General features: G+C 57.5%; 15 protein-coding genes and 3 pseudogenes. 12 read left to right on the forward strand and 6 right to left on the reverse strand.

What is annotated here, in order from left to right; translation table 11 throughout:
* Positions 1-28: 28 nt before the first annotated feature.
* The 6 genes and pseudogenes from IWW33_RS23425 to IWW33_RS23450 all read right to left on the reverse strand — a co-directional run bounded on the left by IWW33_RS23425 (position 29) and on the right by IWW33_RS23450 (position 5218).
* Positions 29-1222 (reverse strand): MFS transporter, encoded by a 1194-nt coding sequence (locus tag IWW33_RS23425; protein ID WP_174141157.1) that lies wholly within the window; start codon positions 1220-1222, stop codon positions 29-31.
* Positions 1223-1408: 186 nt separating this feature from the next.
* The gene (locus tag IWW33_RS23430; RefSeq protein WP_012314600.1) at positions 1409-2995 is read right to left on the reverse strand and encodes an ABC-F family ATPase; all 1587 of its coding nucleotides are present in this window, start codon (positions 2993-2995) and stop codon (positions 1409-1411) included.
* 20 nt (positions 2996-3015) lie between these two features.
* Positions 3016-3210: pseudogene (locus tag IWW33_RS23435) on the reverse strand (site-specific integrase); the annotation flags it as partial.
* A 190-nt stretch (positions 3211-3400) separates the two neighbouring features.
* Positions 3401-3748, reverse strand: a complete 348-nt coding sequence (locus IWW33_RS23440; protein ID WP_231386186.1) for a hypothetical protein — start codon at positions 3746-3748, stop codon at positions 3401-3403.
* A gap of 1 nt (position 3749) precedes the next feature.
* Positions 3750-4235, reverse strand: a pseudogene (locus IWW33_RS23445) (SOS response-associated peptidase family protein); the annotation flags it as partial.
* 125 nt (positions 4236-4360) lie between these two features.
* Complete coding sequence (locus IWW33_RS23450; RefSeq protein WP_174141158.1) at positions 4361-5218, reverse strand: LysR substrate-binding domain-containing protein; 858 nt, start codon at positions 5216-5218, stop codon at positions 4361-4363.
* 111 nt (positions 5219-5329) lie between these two features.
* On the opposite strand from IWW33_RS23450, the gene phnD reads away from it, so the two are divergent.
* The 12 genes and pseudogenes from phnD (at position 5330) to IWW33_RS23510 (ending at position 19014) form a co-directional block, all read left to right on the forward strand.
* Positions 5330-6199 carry a phosphonate ABC transporter substrate-binding protein gene (phnD, locus tag IWW33_RS23455; protein ID WP_115274718.1) on the forward strand — a complete coding sequence of 290 codons (870 nt, stop codon included), beginning with the start codon at positions 5330-5332 and terminating at the stop codon, positions 6197-6199.
* Complete coding sequence (phnC, locus tag IWW33_RS23460) at positions 6196-6990, forward strand: phosphonate ABC transporter ATP-binding protein (RefSeq protein ID WP_174141159.1); 795 nt, start codon at positions 6196-6198, stop codon at positions 6988-6990. Before phnD ends, phnC begins: the two co-directional genes overlap by 4 nt.
* A gap of 2 nt (positions 6991-6992) precedes the next feature.
* The gene (phnE, locus tag IWW33_RS23465; protein ID WP_174141160.1) at positions 6993-7811 is read left to right on the forward strand and encodes a phosphonate ABC transporter, permease protein PhnE; all 819 of its coding nucleotides are present in this window, start codon (positions 6993-6995) and stop codon (positions 7809-7811) included.
* 266 nt (positions 7812-8077) lie between these two features.
* The gene (psrA, locus tag IWW33_RS23470) at positions 8078-9169 is read left to right on the forward strand and encodes an iron-containing alcohol dehydrogenase PsrA (RefSeq protein ID WP_115274721.1); all 1092 of its coding nucleotides are present in this window, start codon (positions 8078-8080) and stop codon (positions 9167-9169) included.
* 113 nt (positions 9170-9282) lie between these two features.
* Positions 9283-10578 (forward strand): MFS transporter, encoded by a 1296-nt coding sequence (locus tag IWW33_RS23475; protein ID WP_115274722.1) that lies wholly within the window; start codon positions 9283-9285, stop codon positions 10576-10578.
* 43 nt (positions 10579-10621) lie between these two features.
* Positions 10622-11142, forward strand: a pseudogene (locus IWW33_RS23480) (LysR family transcriptional regulator).
* 27 nt (positions 11143-11169) lie between these two features.
* Positions 11170-11997 carry a phosphonoacetaldehyde hydrolase gene (gene phnX / locus IWW33_RS23485; protein WP_125924089.1) on the forward strand — a complete coding sequence of 276 codons (828 nt, stop codon included), beginning with the start codon at positions 11170-11172 and terminating at the stop codon, positions 11995-11997.
* Positions 11998-12074: 77 nt separating this feature from the next.
* Positions 12075-12629 (forward strand): alkaline phosphatase family protein, encoded by a 555-nt coding sequence (locus IWW33_RS23490; protein ID WP_174141161.1) that lies wholly within the window; start codon positions 12075-12077, stop codon positions 12627-12629.
* Between the two features lie 308 nt (positions 12630-12937).
* On the forward strand, positions 12938-14221 hold the full coding sequence (locus IWW33_RS23495) for an OprD family porin (RefSeq protein WP_115274725.1): 1284 nt from the start codon (positions 12938-12940) through the stop codon (positions 14219-14221).
* A gap of 242 nt (positions 14222-14463) precedes the next feature.
* On the forward strand, positions 14464-15339 hold the full coding sequence (locus tag IWW33_RS23500) for a LysR substrate-binding domain-containing protein (RefSeq protein ID WP_115274726.1): 876 nt from the start codon (positions 14464-14466) through the stop codon (positions 15337-15339).
* 198 nt (positions 15340-15537) lie between these two features.
* Entirely contained in the window at positions 15538-17058 is a 1521-nt protein-coding gene (locus IWW33_RS23505) for an aldehyde dehydrogenase family protein (RefSeq protein ID WP_174141162.1), read from the forward strand.
* 84 nt (positions 17059-17142) lie between these two features.
* Entirely contained in the window at positions 17143-19014 is a 1872-nt protein-coding gene (locus IWW33_RS23510) for a methyl-accepting chemotaxis protein (RefSeq protein WP_174141163.1), read from the forward strand.
* The last annotated feature ends 22 nt before the right edge of the window (positions 19015-19036 follow it).

A 19036-nucleotide genomic window follows, 5' to 3' on the forward strand; every position in this document is an offset into this window, starting at 1 on the left:
CGCGGCGGCCGTTTTTCATGGGTAACGCTCAGCCGCGACGGCTGCGCCGCGCCAGCAACAACGTCAGGCCAACCCCGCTAAGGGCCAGCAGGGCCGCGACGCAGAATATCGACGCATAGCCAAGGTGTGCCGCCACTGCGCCCATGACCGGGCCGGCGATGGCCAATGCCATGTCGAAGAACACCGCATAGGCCCCCAGCCCGGCACCCCGGCTGCTGCTGGGCACCTGCTTGATGGCTTCAACGCCCAAGGCTGGGTACACCAGCGACAGGCCGAAACCGGTGAGGCCGGCCCCGACCAGCGCCCAGAGCGGGGAGGGCGCAAGCCACAACAGGCTCAGGCCGAGCACTTCTGTGGCCATGCAGGCAACCGCCACGTTGTAACCGCCAAAGCGGTTGACGGCGTTGACGAACAACAGCCGCGAAATGATGAAACACACACCGAAGGCACTCAGGCACAAAGCGGCGCCTGCCCATCCACGTTCCAGATAATAAAGCGTGACGAAGGTGGTCAGGGTGCCATAGCCGATCGAAGCCAGGGTCAGCCCAAGGCCGCAAGGCGCCACACGGCTGAACGCAGACCAGAACGGCAGGCGCTCACCGCGCACCACCACCACGTCCGGGCGTTTGCGCAGCACCAGCATTGCCAGGGCGGCGAGCAGTATCAAGGCTGGGCCGAGCACGCTGAAATTCAGGCTATCGACTGCGAGCACGCCAACGGGGGCCCCGATGGCGATGGCACCATATGACGCGATGCCGTTCCAGGATATGACCCTGGCCGTATGTTCAGGCCCCACCTGGCTGATACCCCAGCTAAGGGTGGCAACGCCAATCAGGCCCTGTGCAAGCCCGAGCAGCACGCGCCCGCCAAGCAGCAGCGCCAGGCTCAGCAAGGGCGCATTCAAGGTCCAGGCCGAGGCCAGCGTCAATATTCCACAGGCCGCGATGCCCAGCAAACCGTAGCGGATCGCTTGCTTGCCGCCCAGCGTATCGGCCACACGGCCTGCGAAAGGCCGGCTGAGCAGGGTAGCCAGGTACTGCAGGCCGATGGTTACCCCGGCAATCACCGCACCGAAGCCCAGTTGGTCGTGTACATAGCTGGGCAGCACCGCGATCGGCAGGCCGATGCAGAGGAACGCGATGAAGGTGTAGAAAACGATCGAGAGGATCTGCAGGGTGATGGAGGCGTTGCTGCTGGCGGGGGCGGGCTGTGGCGCGGTCATTGGCTCGTTCGCGGGCGGGCGGTGGGCGTGGCCCCATCATGGCCGTTGCGCGAAGGAAATGAAAGCAGGCTAACGAGTTATTCAAAGGGAAACCGCTCCACAGTTACTGCGTAGTACCTGTGGAGCGTGGTCGCCATATAAAGAGGCCGGCCTGGTCACCTCAAAGGGCCAGGCCGGCTAGCGACTTCAGACCAGCACACCCTGGCTGCGCAGGTAGTCGTCATAGGTGCCGCTGAAGTCCACCACACCGTCCGGCGACAGTTCGATGATGCGGGTCGCCAACGACGACACGAACTCGCGGTCATGGCTGACGAACAGCAAAGTGCCCGGGTAGTTTTCCAGCGCCAGGTTCAGCGCCTCGATCGACTCCATATCCAGGTGGTTGGTGGGTTCGTCCATCACCAGCACGTTCGGCTTCTGCAGGATCAGCTTGCCGAACAGCATGCGGCCCTGTTCACCACCGGAAATCACCTTGACCGACTTGAGGATCTCGTCGTTGGAGAACAGCATGCGCCCCAAGGTGCCACGGATGACCTGCTCACCCGAGGTCCACTGGCCCATCCAGTCGAACAGGGTCATGTCGTCTTCGAAATCGTGCGCATGGTCCTGAGCGTAGTAGCCCACTTCGGCGCTGTCGGTCCACTTCACCGAGCCTGCATCCGGCGTCATCTCGCCGACCAGGGTGCGCAGCAGGGTGGTTTTGCCGATACCGTTGGGGCCGATGATCGCTACGCGCTCGCCGGCTTCGACAGTGATGTCGAAATTCTTGAACAGCACCTTGTCGTCGAAGGCCTTGGCCATTTTTTCCACGACGACAGCCTGGCGGTGCAGCTTCTTGGTCTGCTCGAAACGGATGAACGGGCTGACCCGGCTCGAAGGCTTGACCTCGGCCAGCTGGATCTTGTCGATCTGCTTGGCACGCGAGGTTGCCTGCTTGGCTTTGGAGGCGTTGGCCGAGAAGCGGCTGACAAAGGTCTGCAGTTCAGCGATCTGGGCTTTTTTCTTGGCGTTGTCCGACAGCAACTGCTCGCGCGACTGGGTGGCCGCGGTCATGTACTCGTCGTAGTTGCCCGGGAACAGGCGCAGCTCACCGTAGTCCAGGTCAGCCATGTGAGTGCACACGCTGTTCAGGAAGTGCCGGTCGTGGGAAATGATGATCATGGTGCTGTTACGCGCCGTCAGAATCGTTTCCAGCCAGCGGATGGTGTTGATGTCCAGGTGGTTGGTCGGTTCGTCGAGCAGCAGCACGTCCGGGTCGGAGAACAGCGCTTGGGCCAGCAGCACGCGCAGTTTCCAGCCCGGGGCCACTTCACTCATCGGGCCAAAGTGCTGTTCCAGCGGAATACCCAGGCCCAGCAGCAGTTCACCGGCGCGCGATTCGGCGGTGTAGCCGTCCATTTCGGCGAATTCGGTTTCCAGCTCGGCGACGGCCATGCCGTCTTCTTCGGTCATTTCCGGCAGCGAGTAGATACGGTCACGCTCGGCCTTGACCTTCCACAGCTGGGCGTGGCCCATGATCACCGTGTCGATAACGGTGAATTCCTCGTAGGCGAACTGGTCCTGACGCAGCTTGCCCAGGCGGGTGTTCGGCTCGAGCATGACCTGACCACCGGAAGGCTCCAGGTCGCCGCCGAGGATCTTCATGAAGGTCGACTTGCCACAACCGTTGGCGCCGATCAGGCCATAGCGGTTGCCGTTGTTGAATTTGACCGAGACGTTTTCGAACAGGGGCTTGGAGCCGAACTGCATGGTGATGTTAGCGGTGGAGATCAAGGAGCTTACCTATCAATAACTTACGTGGCTTCTTCGCAGCTGCGGACCAATTTTGGACCAATCTGGAGCGTTTCCCGCTCCTGCCAGTCGTTGGACGAGTTAATCCAGCGCGCATAAGTCGATGAGAGCATCTGCACGCCATGCCCGAGCTGTTGGGCGATAAATGTGGGGTTGAGACCAGACATTGAGGGTATTGTCGCATAGGTGCGGCGGCATTGGCGCATCGCGGGCGCCGTTTTATTCATCGCGGTCTTCTTTCTGGCCGCGCAGATCGACGCTTGGCTCACAGATAAAGCCGCTTTTGGCGATGTATTCGACGGCATCGTCTTAACGACGCTCGCCGGAGGGGTGTTCTACCTGGCAGGCAGAGGGTGACCCTGGCTGGCTGACTACCCTGCAGACACTTCAGGGCTTGTACTGAATGGTGTACGACGCATCCGTTTGAGGGTCAATGGTAATCGGCATGCCGAACAGCTTCCCTTTACATTCACTGACGACGCAGCGATAAACGGACCCCTGCCTGAGCTGTGCCCACAAGCCTTCGTCATGTATCACGATACACACGACGCGGTTTTCCGGATCCTCTCTGACCTGAGCGACGTGGTGGTCCAGGTCGCAACCGAAATCGGCAGTGGTAAACTCTGGATCGTAGCCGATCAGCACGCCATGCCTTTTCAGATCGTCCCTGATACGCTCAATCACGTCGTCTGCTTCTTGTTTTAGCATGATCGTTATCTCACGGTGCTTGAACATATCAAAACTCTAGCTGACCCTGCCGGTCTTCGCTGTTTATCGGTGCAACCAACGATGCACCCTCATTCCTGACATTGCCCACCGCCTTGTCTACTGGAAACCAACGAAAGTCCGCTGCCGGCCTGCAGCCCTGTTCCACGATCGCCGAAGCCCGCTCTGGTGATGTGCTTGGGGCGATCCATTCCCGGGCAAGCTCAGGGGTCAACACCAAGGGCTTTCGGTCGTGGATGTCGATCAGGCCCTCGTCCGCAGTTGCGGTGATGATAACGAACCCATCGCGCTCATCCGGCTCAATGCTCTGATGCACCTCAGCGAGCGCTGCGAAGTAGAGTGGCCCTCCATCAGCGCTGGTAATGTAGTACGGCTGCTTGCGCTTCGGCTCCGCTGGATCGGGTATCCATTCGAACCAGCCTTTGGCCGGCGCCAAGGCTCTCCCCCCCGGCCAAAGTCCTTTGAAAAACGTGCCCGTCACCACTGTCTCGGCTCGACCACCTGCCTTGGAAAACCGATAGGGGTTCGATGCCCGGAACGTCCTGCACTCGCCTTGGACGTTAAGACGTCATGCTAATGGCACAGTGGCACTGAAGTCGATGGAGCGCCAACTTTCCACTTTCACTGCAAGGCAATCGATAGGAAGGAGTCGATGACTCGACTGCTGCGACGCTCGGCTAAGTAATACAAATAGGTTTCAGTGAAAACTGCGTCGCCAGCGATGCGGATGACTTTCAGGCTCGGGTCGGCAATGTATTCCGCTTCCGACACTGCGCCGATGCCGAGCTTACGAATGACCGCTTCGCGTAATGCTTCGCGGCTGCCGATTTCCATGGCAATTCGTGGGCTGACGTCAGCCTCGGCCAGAGCCTGTTCCAGTGCCAATCGGGTGGTCGATCCTTGCTCGCGACGTAGAAGAGGCTGCCCCTGCAGGGCTTGCAGCGGCACCTCATCATGCCGGGCAAACGGGTGGTCGACATGGGCGAAGAGAATGACCGGATGACGCGCGTAGCGCTGGGCGACGAATGCAGGATCGTCCTGCAGCCCCGCCAGTACACCGATGTCGCTCACGTAGTTTTCCAGATCGGCCAGCACTGAGGCTGAGTTGCCGACACGAATAGAGACATCGATCTGCGGATACTGGGCCTGGTAACGGTCAACCATTTCGATCACATGGAACGGGCCGACCGCGCCGATGCGCAGTTGCCCGCGGTTGAGCTTGCCAGCATCGCGCAGCAGGTTGGCAGCTTCGGCTTCTAGCAGCGCCAGTTGACCGGCGATGGGCAGCAATGCACGGCCCACTGTGGTCAGTTCGATACGCCGTCCGCGCCGGTGGAACAGCTCGACGTTGAATTCGCGTTCCAGGGCCTGAACCTGATTGGTGGCTGTCGGCTGGCTCAGGCCGATGGCTCTCGCTCCAGCGCTGAAGCTGGCATGGCGGGCAACGGCAAGAAACGTACGCAGTCGGGCAGATGACATCTATAGATCCTTTGAATGGAAAGCGCTCGAAAACCATATTGAACTGATGCGTTGACTGTCACATGACAGCCCTAGCTTTGGCCTCACCAAAAACAACCCTGCGGTGACGCCATGATCTCTTTTGCCAGCCTGTGCCGTTCTGCCCGCTTTATCCTGCTGCCTCTGATGTTTACTTCAGCCGTACAGGCCCAGGAGATCCTGACCGTCGGCCTGATACCTTCCGAAGACTCTCAAGCGATGATCAAAAGCAGCCAGTTGGTGCTCGACCAGCTTGAGCAGCGCTTGGGCATGCCGGTCAAACCCTTCGTTGCCACAGACTACAACGGCGTGATCGAAGCCCTGCGTGCGGGCAAATTGGATGTTGCCTACCTGGGGCCGTTCTCTTATGTGCTGGCTAAGCAGATGGCTGATGCCGAGGCGTTTGCCGTGGCCGTGACCCGTAAAACCGGCAGCAGCGCCTATCACAGCCTGATCATCGCCCGTAACGACAGTGGCATCCGCAGCCTGCAAGACCTGCACGGCAAGACATTCGCCTTTGTCGACCCCAGCTCGGCTTCGGGGCACCTGTTTCCCAAGGCGGGCCTGGAGCAGGCTGGCCACGACCCTAAAACGCTTTTCTCACGGGTGATTTTCTCTGGATCCCACGACGCGAGCATCCTCGCGGTGGAAAACCGCAAAGTGGACGCCGCAGCGGTGGCCGATCGCATCCTCGCGAGCGCGGCGCACAACGGACAGGTCAAGCAGCAGGACTTCCACGTGGTGTGGACCTCGCCGGACATTCCCGAGTCGCCGATGGTCTGGCGCAAAGGCCTCGATCCTGAGTTGCAGGCCAAATTGCGCAATGCATTCGCCGCGATCAAGGATGTCCCATGGGGCGACCAGGGCATGCTCGACGGGTTTCAGCCCACCAGCGACGCGGCCTATGACGTGGTTCGTGATACCGCCAAGGTGCTCGACCTCGACTTGCGGAGGCTGAAATGATCCGCATCCAGCAATTGGTCAAGGGCTATGCCGACAATCCGGTATTACGCGGTATCGACCTGCAGGTCGCGGCAGGCGAGTTCGTGGTGATCCTCGGCCAATCCGGTGCCGGCAAGTCCACCTTGTTGCGCTGTATCAACCGTCTGGCTCACGCTGACAGTGGCGTGCTGGAAGTCGGCGGGGTGGACGCCATGCAAGCTTCACAGCAGCGCGAACTGCGCCGGCGCGTAGCGATGATCTTCCAGCACCACAACGTGGTGCCGCGCCTTTCAGTGTTGAAGAACGTGCTGACCGGACGCCTGGCCCACTGCAGCACACTGGCCTCGCTGCTGCAGCTCTTTCGTCGAGAGGACATAGAGCTGGCCCGTGATTGCCTGAGCCGCGTCGAACTGAGCGACAAGGCCGGTGCGCGCGCAGATTCGCTATCAGGCGGGCAACTGCAGCGCGTCGGCATCGCCCGGGCGCTGGCCCAGCGTCCGGAGGTGATCCTGGCTGACGAACCGGTGGCCAGCCTAGACCCAAACACGGCACACCTGGTCATGCGTTATCTGCGCGAGGCAACCCGCACACTTGGCATCACGGTGGTGTGCAATTTGCACCAAGTGGACTTGGCACGGGCATTCGGCGACCGCATCGTGGGCCTGGCCAGTGGCCGTCTGGTATTCGACGGCCCGGCGCAGACCCTGGATGACGCCGCACTGCAGCGCATCTACCACAGTGGCGGGCCTCGTCAGGCAGGCGATTCCCCAGTGGCTGAACATCCTGTCATCGCGGCTGGCACGAGGGCCTGAACATGAATCCACGAACTCACCAATGGCTGGTGCGTACGCCGACGACATCACGCGGGTGGCTGGTCAGCGCTGTATTGCTGGCAGTGGTCCTTTGCGTGCTGCATTGGAGCGCCGAAGGTGCGCAATTGAGCTGGGGCGAGCTGGCCAGCGGCCTGCCGCAGATTGGCGACTTTCTCGGCCGCTCGCTGCCGCCGGACCTGAGTATCCTCCCAAACCTCTGGCGTCCAGCGCTGGAAACCCTGCAGATCGCGCTCTGGGGCACCCTGCTGGGGATTATCGGTGCCATCCCGCTGGGCTTGCTTGCCGCGCGCAACCTTCACGACAAGCGTTGGCTGTATCAGGGCACCCGGCAACTGCTCAACGTGATTCGTAGCATTAACGAACTGATCCTGGCGCTTGTGTTCGTTTCCGCGGTGGGCCTAGGCCCGTTCCCTGGCGTGCTGGCCCTAGCGCTGCACGGTGTGGGCATGCTCGGTAAGTTCTTCGCGGAAAGTATCGAGGAAATCGACCAGGGCCCGATCGAGGCATTGCAGGCAACGGGCGCTCGACCGCTGCAGGTGATTGTCTTCGGTGTATTACCGCAAGTGATTACAGCCTGGATTGCGGTGGTGCTGTACCGCTTCGAGGTCAACCTACGCTCGGCGACGGTGCTGGGCATGGTCGGCGCGGGTGGCGTCGGCTTTGAGCTGGTAAGCAGCCTGAAGCTGTTCAAGTACCAGGAAACCGCCACCTGTATTCTGCTGATTACCTTGATGGTGGTGCTCGCCGACCTGCTTTCCAGCCGCCTGCGCCAAGCCATCCAGGGCTCGGCTCGTCACTGATTTTTCCTCTCCCCACCAACAACAAGGAACTGCCTATGCGTGCCGGTTTCCACAATCCTGTCTCGACCGTATTCGGCGCTGGCACGCATCGCCGAGCTGTGCCCAAGCAAAGTCGCTTTAGTAACGTTTCCGGAAGCCGCGCAGCTAGGGCTGCACCATGTAATCGGTTGAGCCGATAGTGACCTTCAAACAATCGATTTGAGCTATATAACCGTGGCGCTGAATATGACCACACCTTCCAACAACAATAAAACCAAGGAGTCGTCATGACTGCTCGTTTCCACAACCCGGTCGATACGCGCTACGGCTACGGCAGCCTGAAGGAACTGGTTTCCCTCACAGACCATCAAAAAGTCGCGCTGGTCATTTTTCCGGAAGCTCGTAGCCTGGGTCTCTTGGAACGTATTCAGGGTCTGCTGGGCGATCGCTTGGTATACCTCATCGAAGATGTGCAGCCTAACCCAGATGTGGCTCAGTTGCGCGGCACTTATGAGCGCTTCTGGCGCGAGGCTGCAGACTGTGAAACCGTAATCGCCGTTGGTGGGGGTAGCGCCATTGACACTGCGAAAGCGTTGATCGTAGGCACCGAAAGCGGCACCTTTGATGAGTTGCTGCGATTGCTGGCAACAGGTAAGCCTTTCGTGCCTGCTTGGACTAAGGCACTTATCGCAGTACCTACTACCGCGGGAACTGGCAGTGAAGTAACCCCGTGGGCGACGATCTGGGATAACGCGAGCCAGAAGAAGTACTCGCTGCACCTGGACTGCACCTGGCCCAAGGTTGCTATCGTTGACCCAGAATTGATGTTGACCGTGCCGGCTGGCGTTACTGTCTCAACCGGCTTAGACGCGTTGTCTCATGCGCTGGAATCGATTTGGAATGTCAATGCCAATCCAGTCTCGGATAACTTCGCCATTTCCGCCATCCACGACATCCTTGAGTGCTTGCCGCAGCTCTATCGCGATCTCTCCAATAAGGAGTTGCGTTCGCGCATGGCGCTGGCTGCGCTTAAGGCTGGTATGGCTTTCTCTAATACCAAAACGGCACTTGCCCACTCCATTTCTTACGAAATGACCCTGCGTTATGGGCTACCTCATGGCATCGCCTGTTCCTTCACACTGCCGCTGGTCCTGGGCTTGGCCTGGGGCCGGGATGAAGCGCGCGACCGTACCCTGCAACAAGTATTTGGCAGCGACCTCAGTACCGCGCAGTCGCAACTGCGTGCGTTCCTTCACGCTTTGCAGGTAAAGACCGAGTTTACCGACTATGGCGTGTCGGCCAAGGAGGCGGAAGAAATTATCGCGTTTGCCATGCAAGGCGCGCGAGGCAAGAACTTCATCGGCGCTCAAGCCGCCTAGGGACGAATTTCCATTAGCTGCGGCGTTTGTTGCAGCGGTTTCCTGATGCACCAAAAAAGAGTGCCACCCCCGCCTGTTAACGGCTGGTGGGAACGAACAAAAAGGAAAACATCATGAATCGTGCCGACACCCTGTCCGCTCTTGCAGTGCCGACGTCATCCTTCCGCGTGGCTCAATGGCGCATGCTATTGGCTGCTATGTTGTGCTACCTATTCTTCTATACCGGGCGACAAACCTTCGGTTTTGCCATCCCCGGCATTCAGGCTGAGTTTGGTTTTACCAAAGAAACCCTGGGCTGGGCATCGGCCGTCATGCTGTGGGCGTATGCCATCGGTCAGGCCATTAATGGCAATCTCGCCGATAAGTTCGGCGGCCGGCGCATCATGAGTCTGGGCGCGGTACTGTCCTGTGGCGCCAACTGGGTAACCAGTTTCGCCGGCGGCCTCGCCAGCCTGATCCTGCCATGGGGTATCAACGGTTACTTCCAAGCTTTGGGCTGGGCGCCGGGTAGCCGCTTGCTGTCGAACTGGTGGAGCGCCGGCGAACGCGGCAAGGTCTATGGCTTCTATGTATTCGCCGCCGGCTGTGCATCGGTACTGTCGTACATCACCTCGATCGTTGTCCTGGAGGTCTTCCAGCTCGAGTGGCGGTGGATCTTCCGGCTGCCAGTATTGTTGATGCTGGCAGGTGGCATCCTGTTCTACCTGGTCGCTCGTGAACGTCCGCAGGACCTCGGCTTTGAACCACTTGCCGACACCGGTGTGGCCAATGCTGGCGATAAGGACCACGAAGTTGCCGACGGTGAAGTGGAAACTTCGGCGCAGCGTTACAAAGCTGTGCTGAAAAACTTCCGTCTGATTATTGCGGCTGTATCCCTTGGCTTCCAGAACGCCGCCCGCTATGGCTTGATCGTCTGGGTGCCGGTGCACTTCATGGGCGCTGACTGGAAACATGGTGACGGCTTCATCGACCCTAAATGGATCACCGTTGCATTGCCGGTAGGCATGGCAGTCGGTGCACTGAGCAATGGTTGGGTATCCGACAAGCTGTTTGGCTCCAAGCGTTATCTGGCGATCATGCTCTACATGTTCCTCGGCGCTGCAACCAGCCTGTGGATGTGGAGTCTGCCTTCCCACAGCGGTATTGGTCTGGTAGCCCTGTTCCTTTGCGGCTTCTTCGTCTACGGCCCTGCTTCCAGCTTCTGGGCACTGTGCCCTGATCTAGTCGGTGCCAAACGTGCTGGCACAGCCACCGGGATCATGAACTTTTCTTCCTACCTGTTCGCAGGCTTGGCAGAGCCGCTAATTGGTTCAATGCTCGACAGCACCGGTAACACTTCGCTGATCTTTATCGTAGTGACTGCGGCCTGTCTTTCCAGCGCAACCGTAGCCCTGTTCATCCGGCGCTGAAGCTTGCAACTTGTACGCTGACTCGCTTATCTAGGCGCCTCATATGTATCAACACAATGAGTGGTTCCGCTCCTTCCATACCGTGGCAAGTACGGGCAGTTTCGCCCTCGCCGCTGAGTACCTCAGCGTCGGTCGGCCGACTGTAAGCGAACAAGTCGGTGCTCTTGAGGAGAAATTCGCGGTGGAGCTTTTCCACCGCGACGGGCGCTGGTGTTGCGCGTATCACAATCGCGGACCCGGCAGCGGCTCGAAGACTATTGCCAGCAGCACGGTGTAACACTCAACTGCGTGATGCAATTGAACAGTCGTGAGGCGATAACTCACGCGATCATGCAAAACATTGGTATCGGTTTCGTCTCTGTTGTGGAATATATCGCGTTACCCGGAGCATGTCCGGTGAGCTTTATCGATGAGCCGCTACATATTGAGTACTACTTATGCTGTCTGCGCATTTGTCGTCAACGATCACTGATTGAAAACTTTTCAGTGATGCGAGTGCTGAACAGCTATTGCGTTAAAACCTGTATACAGCCCTGTAGCATGGCTAATGATCTTCGGGGTTGATCATTAAAAACTAAGTGGAGTATCAATATGAACTACGAACAACCGAATCAACTTAAAGCTGTCGTTCTGGACTGGGCTGGCACTGTTGTAGATTTCGGCTCTTTCGCGCCGACTCAGATTTTTGTCGAAGCCTTTGGCGAGTTCGGTGTTGCAGTTACTCTTGAAGAAGCCCGTGGCCCAATGGGCATGGGCAAATGGGATCATATCCGTACTCTTTGCGATGTGCCGGAAATTGCCGAACGTTATCGCGCGGCCTTCGGACGTACTCCGACTGACGACGACGTGACCGCCATCTATGAGCGCTTCATGCCGCTGCAGATCGAAAAGATTGCGGTGCACTCGGCATTGATTCCAGGCGCTCTGGATGCCATCGCCACGCTGCGTAGCAAAGGTCTGAAAATCGGTTCGTGCTCCGGTTATCCCGCGGTGGTCATGCAGAAGGTCGTCGATCTGGCCCGTGAGAACGGCTATGTCACTGACCATGTGGTAGCTACCGACGAAGTGCCGAACGGTCGTCCTTATCCCGCACAAGCGCTGGCTAACGTGATCGCCTTAGGTATCGACGACGTCGCGGCCTGCGTGAAGGTTGACGACACCTGGCCAGGTATCCTCGAAGGTCGCAGCGCAGGCATGTGGACGGTGGCGCTGACCTGTTCGGGTAACGCTCTCGGCTTGACCTATGACCAATACAAATCCTTGTCTTTGGAGGTCCTGGCAGAAGAGCGCGCGCGTATTGTCAAGATGTTCGAAGGCTCGCGTCCGCACTACCTGATCGACACCATCGCCGACCTGCCGGCAGTGATCGAAGACATCAACAAGCGTCTGGAACGCGGTGAAATGCCACAATCGAGCTAAGTGTGAATTAGTTCGCAGGGCGCTGCCTGCTTCTGCTCCTGGCAGCAGCAGGCAGCATTTTACAGAAGGACATTCACATGACCAATGCTGTAAGTGTCAATGGAACCAAATATAGCTGGCCAAAGCGACCGATTGTCGTTATTTGCATCGATGGCAGCGATCAGAGTTACTTACAGCGTTGTCTCGGACAGGCCTCGATACCCGGCATTCAAAACTTTATCAAACAAGGCTTTTCCAGGGCGGTTAATGGTTTGATATCTTTATTCACCTGCACAAGCAACATGTCTATCATCACGGGGAGACCTCCGCCCAAACACGGCATTTCCGGTAACTACTATCTGGATATCGAGACGTGGCGACCTGTGGTGAAGGCCGGCCCGGAATTGCTGCGTTGCGACACCGTTCTTGCCGGCTTTGCTCACGCCGGCGCCACTGTGGTGTCCGTCAACGCCGAAGAAAAATGGCGTCGACAGCTGGGCAAAGGCCTAACTGCCGGCCCTGGCCAAATCAGTTTTTCCGCAGAAGCCGCACGCCCCTGCACCTTGCATGAAAAACCGAGTGCCGTGGCAACGCCAGTCCAGAAGCCATCATGGCAAGGATCGGCGCCATCGACGGGGTTGAACCAATCTTGAACAAATCTGGAGGGTTTGCATGGCACCGGTAATGTGCCCAGGGTGGATTGTCCGAAGCCACTTTCCCTGTGATTATCAATCGCCCGCTGAACAATAAAATACCGCATGCGTGCTGCGGCGCGTGTTCTAAATTATTATCACGTGTTTGACCTGGCTGTAGATGTAATGCAGCAACTAACATGCTTGTGAACGCCGAAAATCTTTATTTGCCTTACTCAACCGTTTGTTCGCCGAAACCTGATTGTATGGGCTGCCACCAGCGCACCCGTGTGCTTGGGTGTATTACTCAACGTAGAGATCAAACAATAATGAAAACAAGACCTCATCACTACCTGAAAACCGCAGCGTGCATAACCCTGGTGCCATGTGCATCTAGCGCCTTCGCGGACTTTATCGGTGACAGTAAAGGTTCACTGGAGCTGCGAAATTTTTATTACAGCCGCGACTTTCGCGATGGTGCCCCGAGTCAATCAAAGCGCGAGGAGTGGGCTCAAGGTTTTATCCTGAACCTACAGTCGGGTTTTACCGATGGTACGGTTGGTTTTGGTGTCGACGCGATCGGGATGCTCGGGTTGAAACTTGATTCCAGCCCAGCCCGCACCGGCACAGGTTTGCTGCCGCGTGGGTCCGAGAAACGCGCTGAAGATGATTATTCAAAGCTGGCAGTAACCGCCAAGGCACGCTTTGCGCAATCAGAGTTGCGTATTGGTGGGTTGAATCCGGTACTGCCACTGTTGTCGTCGAACAATAGCCGCTTGTTGCCCCAGGTATTTAATGGTGCCCATCTTGTCTCTAAGGACATTACCGGCCTGAACGTTACGGCGGGACAGGTCGACTCAGTTAAGCAGCGAGATTCATCCAGTTCCGATGATCTCACATTGACCTCCCAGTTTGGAGGTTACGCTGCAGTAACTGGTGACCACTATTCCTATGGTGGCCTGGACTATCAGGTGCTCCCCAACCTGACACTTTCTTATCATCTGAGTGAGCTTGATGATATTGTTCGCCGGGACTATCTGGGGATAAAGTTCCACACGCCGCTAGGCGCAGGTAAAGCCTTTGTCGAAGCCCGCTACTTTGACGCTCGTGAAACCGGACGCAAGCTTGTCGGCGAGGTGGAGAACCGCACATTCAGTAGCAACATGGGCTACACCATTGCTGGGCACACCCTGAGCGGTGGTTATCAAAAGAGCTCTGGCGATACTGCGTTTCCCTATATTTCCGGTACCGATACCTACCTGTTTGCCGAAATGCTAGTGAGCACCTTCTCGTTGGCCAATGAACAGGCTATCTACGCGGGGTACGGGTACGACTTCGCTGCACTGGGTATCCCTGGCCTGACGTTCAACTTGCGTTATGTCAAGGGTGACGACGTTGACCCGACCAACATCAAGACATCCAAGTCTGCCGCGTTGCGAGCCCTGGATGAAGAGGGGCATGAGTGGGAGCGCAGCACCGATATCATCTATGTTGTTCAATCCGGTCCACTGAAGAATTTTTCGCTTCGGTGGCGAAACGCGACCAATCGTTCAAACTATGCGGACAGTGGCGATGAAAACCGGGTGATCGCCAGTTATGTGATAAATTTCTAAATTATGGGCTGTCGATTCTGCTTTGCATGCATTGGCCGCGTGCTGTTGTAAAACAAACGTTTCCCTCTAGGTCGTCGACCCTTTGCGTGCCAATCCCCCCTCGTAGAAAATACGTGGATGGTCGGCGACCTCTTTTTAATCAGAAAAACGGTCTATGCTATAGGCAAGGACCCTATCATCTGGCCCTTGCGGGTATATGCCTTTTGGATTGACGATCAGATGCTCTAACAAAGAGATTAAACATGTATCAGTATCATAAATGGCTACGTTCGTTTCATGCTGTCGCACGTACAGGAAGTTTTACCCTGGCGTCAGAATACTTGAGCGTGGGCCAATCTACCATCAGTGAGCAAGTCAGCGCACTGGAGAAAAAATTTTCCGTAGAGCTGTTTCACCGGCGCGGCCGATATGTCGAGCTAAGTGCTTCCGGACATATGCTATACGATATAACGCAGGGCTTGTTTGGGCAGGAAGATGAAGCGATCCAGTTGTTGCAGAGTTTTCGTCAGCGCAAGCACGGGATGTTGCGGATTGGTGCCGTTTCACCGCCGATTGCCATGAGCCTCACCTATTCGCTGATGCAGAAGCATCCAGACGTAGAATTGGAAACTTCGTTCACAACGGAAACGGGAACGCTTGACCGGCTGTATAACTTTGATATTGATATTGCCATATTGGCGTTGTCCGAGTTTGACCCTCGCCTTAGTACCCAGTTGTATCGGACCTGTCCGATTCTGGCGGTAGTGCGAGATGACCACCCGTGGGCAAGCCAGGACGTAGTAAGTGTAAAAGATATTGTTGGCCAACCTGTAGTACTACGGGAGGAGGGTTCGCGCACAAGGCAATTAGTGGAGGAGGGCTGCGCGGCTCATGACGTAAAACTTAACTGCACGATGCAGCTAAACAGTCGAGAAGCCATTGTTCATGCGGTCGTTCATGGCATCGGGGTGGGATTCGTATCATCAGTGGAGTATGCAGATCGGCCCGGGACCAAGGCGATCGCCTTTGTCGAACAACCTTTTACCATCAGCTATTACCTCTGCTGCCTGCAAACCCGTCGCAACCGGCCGATGATTTCCGAACTGTTTGAGGAGAGCGCCCAGCCACCGGTCCAGTAGCTCGCACCCTTTTGCCGTCGTATCGCTCCAGCCGTTCAAGCCCTTCGAATAATCGATTTGAGCTTGAGCCAACACCTGATAACTCTATAGCGGCACCAACGCGATGGCGGTGGGCCACCCGCTAATCCAGGCGGAAGTTTTACCTGACACGCCCCGTCCCAGGCTCCTCCAGCTAAATACAATAACTAGGAAACAATAATGCGCTACGCACATCCCGGTACTGAAGGTTCCAAGGTTTCCTTCAAGCTTCGCTACGGCAACTTTATCAACGGCGAGTTCGTCGGTCCGATCAACGCTGAATATTTCACTACCACGTCTCCGGTCAATGGCCGGCCGATTGCCGAGTTTCCGCGCTCTGGCGCTGACGATGTCGAAAGCGCTCTGGATGCGGCGCATGCCGCTGCAGATGCTTGGGGGCGTGCGTCGGTTTTGACACGCTCGACCATACTGTTAAAAATTGCCGATCGCATCGAACAGAATCTTGAGCTGCTGGCCATTACTGAAACCTGGGACAATGGCAAGCCGATCCGCGAAACGCTCAACGCCGATATTCCGTTGGCCGCCGACCACTTCCGATACTTCGCCGGTTGCCTACGCGCCCAAGAGGGCAGTGCTGCTGAGATCGACGGTAACACCGTGGCTTACCACATTCACGAGCCGCTCGGAGTAGTCGGACAGATCATCCCGTGGAACTTCCCCATCCTGATGGCTGCCTGGAAACTGGCACCCGCCCTGGCTGCGGGTAACTGCATCGTGCTCAAGCCGGCGGAGCAAACGCCGCTGGGCATCACTGTCCTGCTAGAAGTGATTGGCGACCTACTGCCGCCTGGCGTGCTCAATATCGTGCATGGTTTCGGCCGTGAAGCCGGTGAGGCACTGGCCACCAGCAAGCGCATTGCCAAGATCGCTTTCACCGGTTCTACCCCAGTGGGCTCGCACATCATGAAATGTGCTGCCGAGAACATCATTCCTTCTACGGTAGAGCTGGGCGGCAAGTCGCCGAATATCTTCTTTGAAGACATCATGCAGGCTGAGCCCAGTTTTATTGAAAAAGCCGCCGAAGGCCTGGTGCTGGCATTCTTCAACCAGGGCGAGGTGTGCACCTGCCCATCGCGAGCTTTGGTTCAAGAGTCGATCTACCCGGCGTTCATGGCTGAAGTGTTGAAGAAGATCAACCAGATCAAGCGCGGCGATCCGCTGGACACCGACACCATGGTCGGCGCCCAAGCGTCCGAGCAGCAGTTCGACAAGATCCTTTCCTATTTGGAAATCGCCGAACAGGAAGGCGCTGAACTGCTTGCTGGCGGCACGGTGGAGAAGCTCGAGGGCAGCTTGTCGGCGGGTTATTACATCCAGCCGACCCTGCTCAAGGGCCACAACAAAATGCGTGTGTTCCAAGAGGAGATCTTTGGCCCGGTCGTCGGCGTCACTACCTTTAAGGACGAAGCGGAAGCCCTGGCGATTGCCAACGACACCGAGTTTGGCCTTGGTGCAGGCCTGTGGACCCGCGACATCAACCGCGCCTACCGCATGGGCCGGGGCATCAAAGCGGGCCGCGTATGGACCAACTGCTACCACCTGTACCCGGCTCACGCCGCGTTCGGTGGCTACAAAAAGTCTGGCGTCGGTCGCGAAACCCACAAAATGATGCTCGATCATTATCAGCAAACCAAGAACCTGCTGGTCAGCTACGACATCAATCCGCTCGGCTTCTTCTAATCCCTTGGTTAGCGCTCTCGGCAGCCATTCGCACGCGCTGCCGGGCGCGGGCAATGCGATCAGCCCGCCTCGTTGGAGTTCTTGATGAAGATCCGTTACAAGGTAAGTCTTGTGGCCGCCTGTGTGCTGTTCGTCACCACTGGCCTGTTGTCGCTGCTGCAGATTACTCAAGTGCGCGAACTGTTGCGCGAGCAGGTAGAGGCGAACATCGCGGAAACCAGCAATACCATGGCCAGGCAGATTGAGAACTGGCTCAATGGCAAATTGCTGTTGATTGATCTGGCTGGCCAGGCCATCAATAGCCAGTACAGTCCCGAGGCCACTCAACGCGTTCTCGATTCGCCGGTGCTCAACACAGAATTCAAAATTGTCTTCGGCGCCTACGATTCCACCGGAAAGCCGCTGATTACCAGCGCTTCCTGGAACCCCCAGGCTGATTATGATGGGCGTACGCGGCCATGGTATGGGGTGGGTAAAGCTGCCAATCATGCCGTGTTTACTGAGCCCTACCCCGATTCCACCACCGGCGAGATTCTGATATCTGCGGTGAGCAAGGTCAGTGATGTTGGCCAGACTATCGGCGTGTTCGGCGGGCAGATTCATTTGAAGGCGGTAGCAGACGCTATAAACACCCTAGACTTCGGTGGTGCCGGCTATGCCTTTCTGCTAAGCAAGAACGGCAACATTATTTCGCACCCGCAAACCAAACTGAATGGCAAGTCCTACGGTGAGGTTTTTGCCGGTGATCTTCCGCCTCTTGAGAGCAAGCTGCGCGAGATCAACCACGACGGCAAGACCCTTCTCGTCGCTTTCATTCCCCTTAGCCAACTCAAGGGCATGGACTGGTACATTGGCATCGTTCTGGATGAAGGGGTGGTGATGGCCGCTGCCCGTGTGCTGGGCTGGCGCGCGGTTGTCGGCACCGGCCTTGGCGTGTTGATCAGCCTATTGCTCCTCGGGGTCTGGGTGAAAATGTTGCTGCGTCCACTGGACCGCCTGAAAGACTCGTTGATAGACATCAATGACGGGCAAGGCGACCTAACCCGTGAGCTGCCCGTTACCGGCAACGATGAAATATCGCTGGTTTCGGCACAGTTCAACCGGTTTTTGCAAAATCTCCGGACGCTCATTGGCGATGTGGTGAGCAGTGCCCAGCACGTGCGTGAAAGCACGACGGTGGCCTCGGTGGAGGCCAGCCAGACGGCCGACCGCGTGCAGACGAAACTGCAGGAACTGGAGCAATTGGCCACGGCCATGCAGGAGATGGCTTCCACCGCGGAAGAGGTCGCCGGCAATGCGCAGGCGGCGGTGACCGCTGATGAGCAGACTGTCAACGGCGTTGCCCTTGTTTCGCGCTCGACCAACGCAATTCTGCGTCTGGCAGAGGAAATGGACGCTACCGGCTGTGCCATCAATGAGTTGTCCCTGCTCAGCCAGAACATTGAGTCGATTCTCTCGGTGATTACCAGCATCGCCGATCAAACCAATCTGCTCGCGCTCAACGCCGCCATCGAAGCGGCATGCGCGGGCGAATCCGGGCGCGGCTTTGCCGTGGTTGCCGATGAGGTGTGGTCGCTTGCGTCGAGAACCCAGCACTCCACTCAGGAGATACGCCAGATGATCGACCAGTTGCAGTCGGGCGTTAAACAAGCGCAATCACGTATGCAATTCAGCCGGGACACAGCCAGCAAAACGGCGCAAGACGCGATCGCTGCTAACGGGATGCTTGAACGCATACGGGAAGCGATCAACCGGATAAACGAGATGAACCTGCAGATCGCTGCGGCGGCTGAACAGCAGAGTGCTACGACCGAGGAAATAAACCGGAATACCACAACGATCCGCGATATCAGCGTTGAAGTTTCCGGTAGCGCGGAACAGCAGGCCAACCAGTGCTCGGCCATGGTCGAGCATGTCGGGGAGCAAGATAGGCTGCTGGGGCGATTCAGTATTTGATCGCTTTGCGTGAGCTCGTGTG

It is taken from the genome of Pseudomonas sp. M2, from assembly GCF_015751845.1.
GTDB lineage: Bacteria > Pseudomonadota > Gammaproteobacteria > Pseudomonadales > Pseudomonadaceae > Aquipseudomonas > Aquipseudomonas putida_E.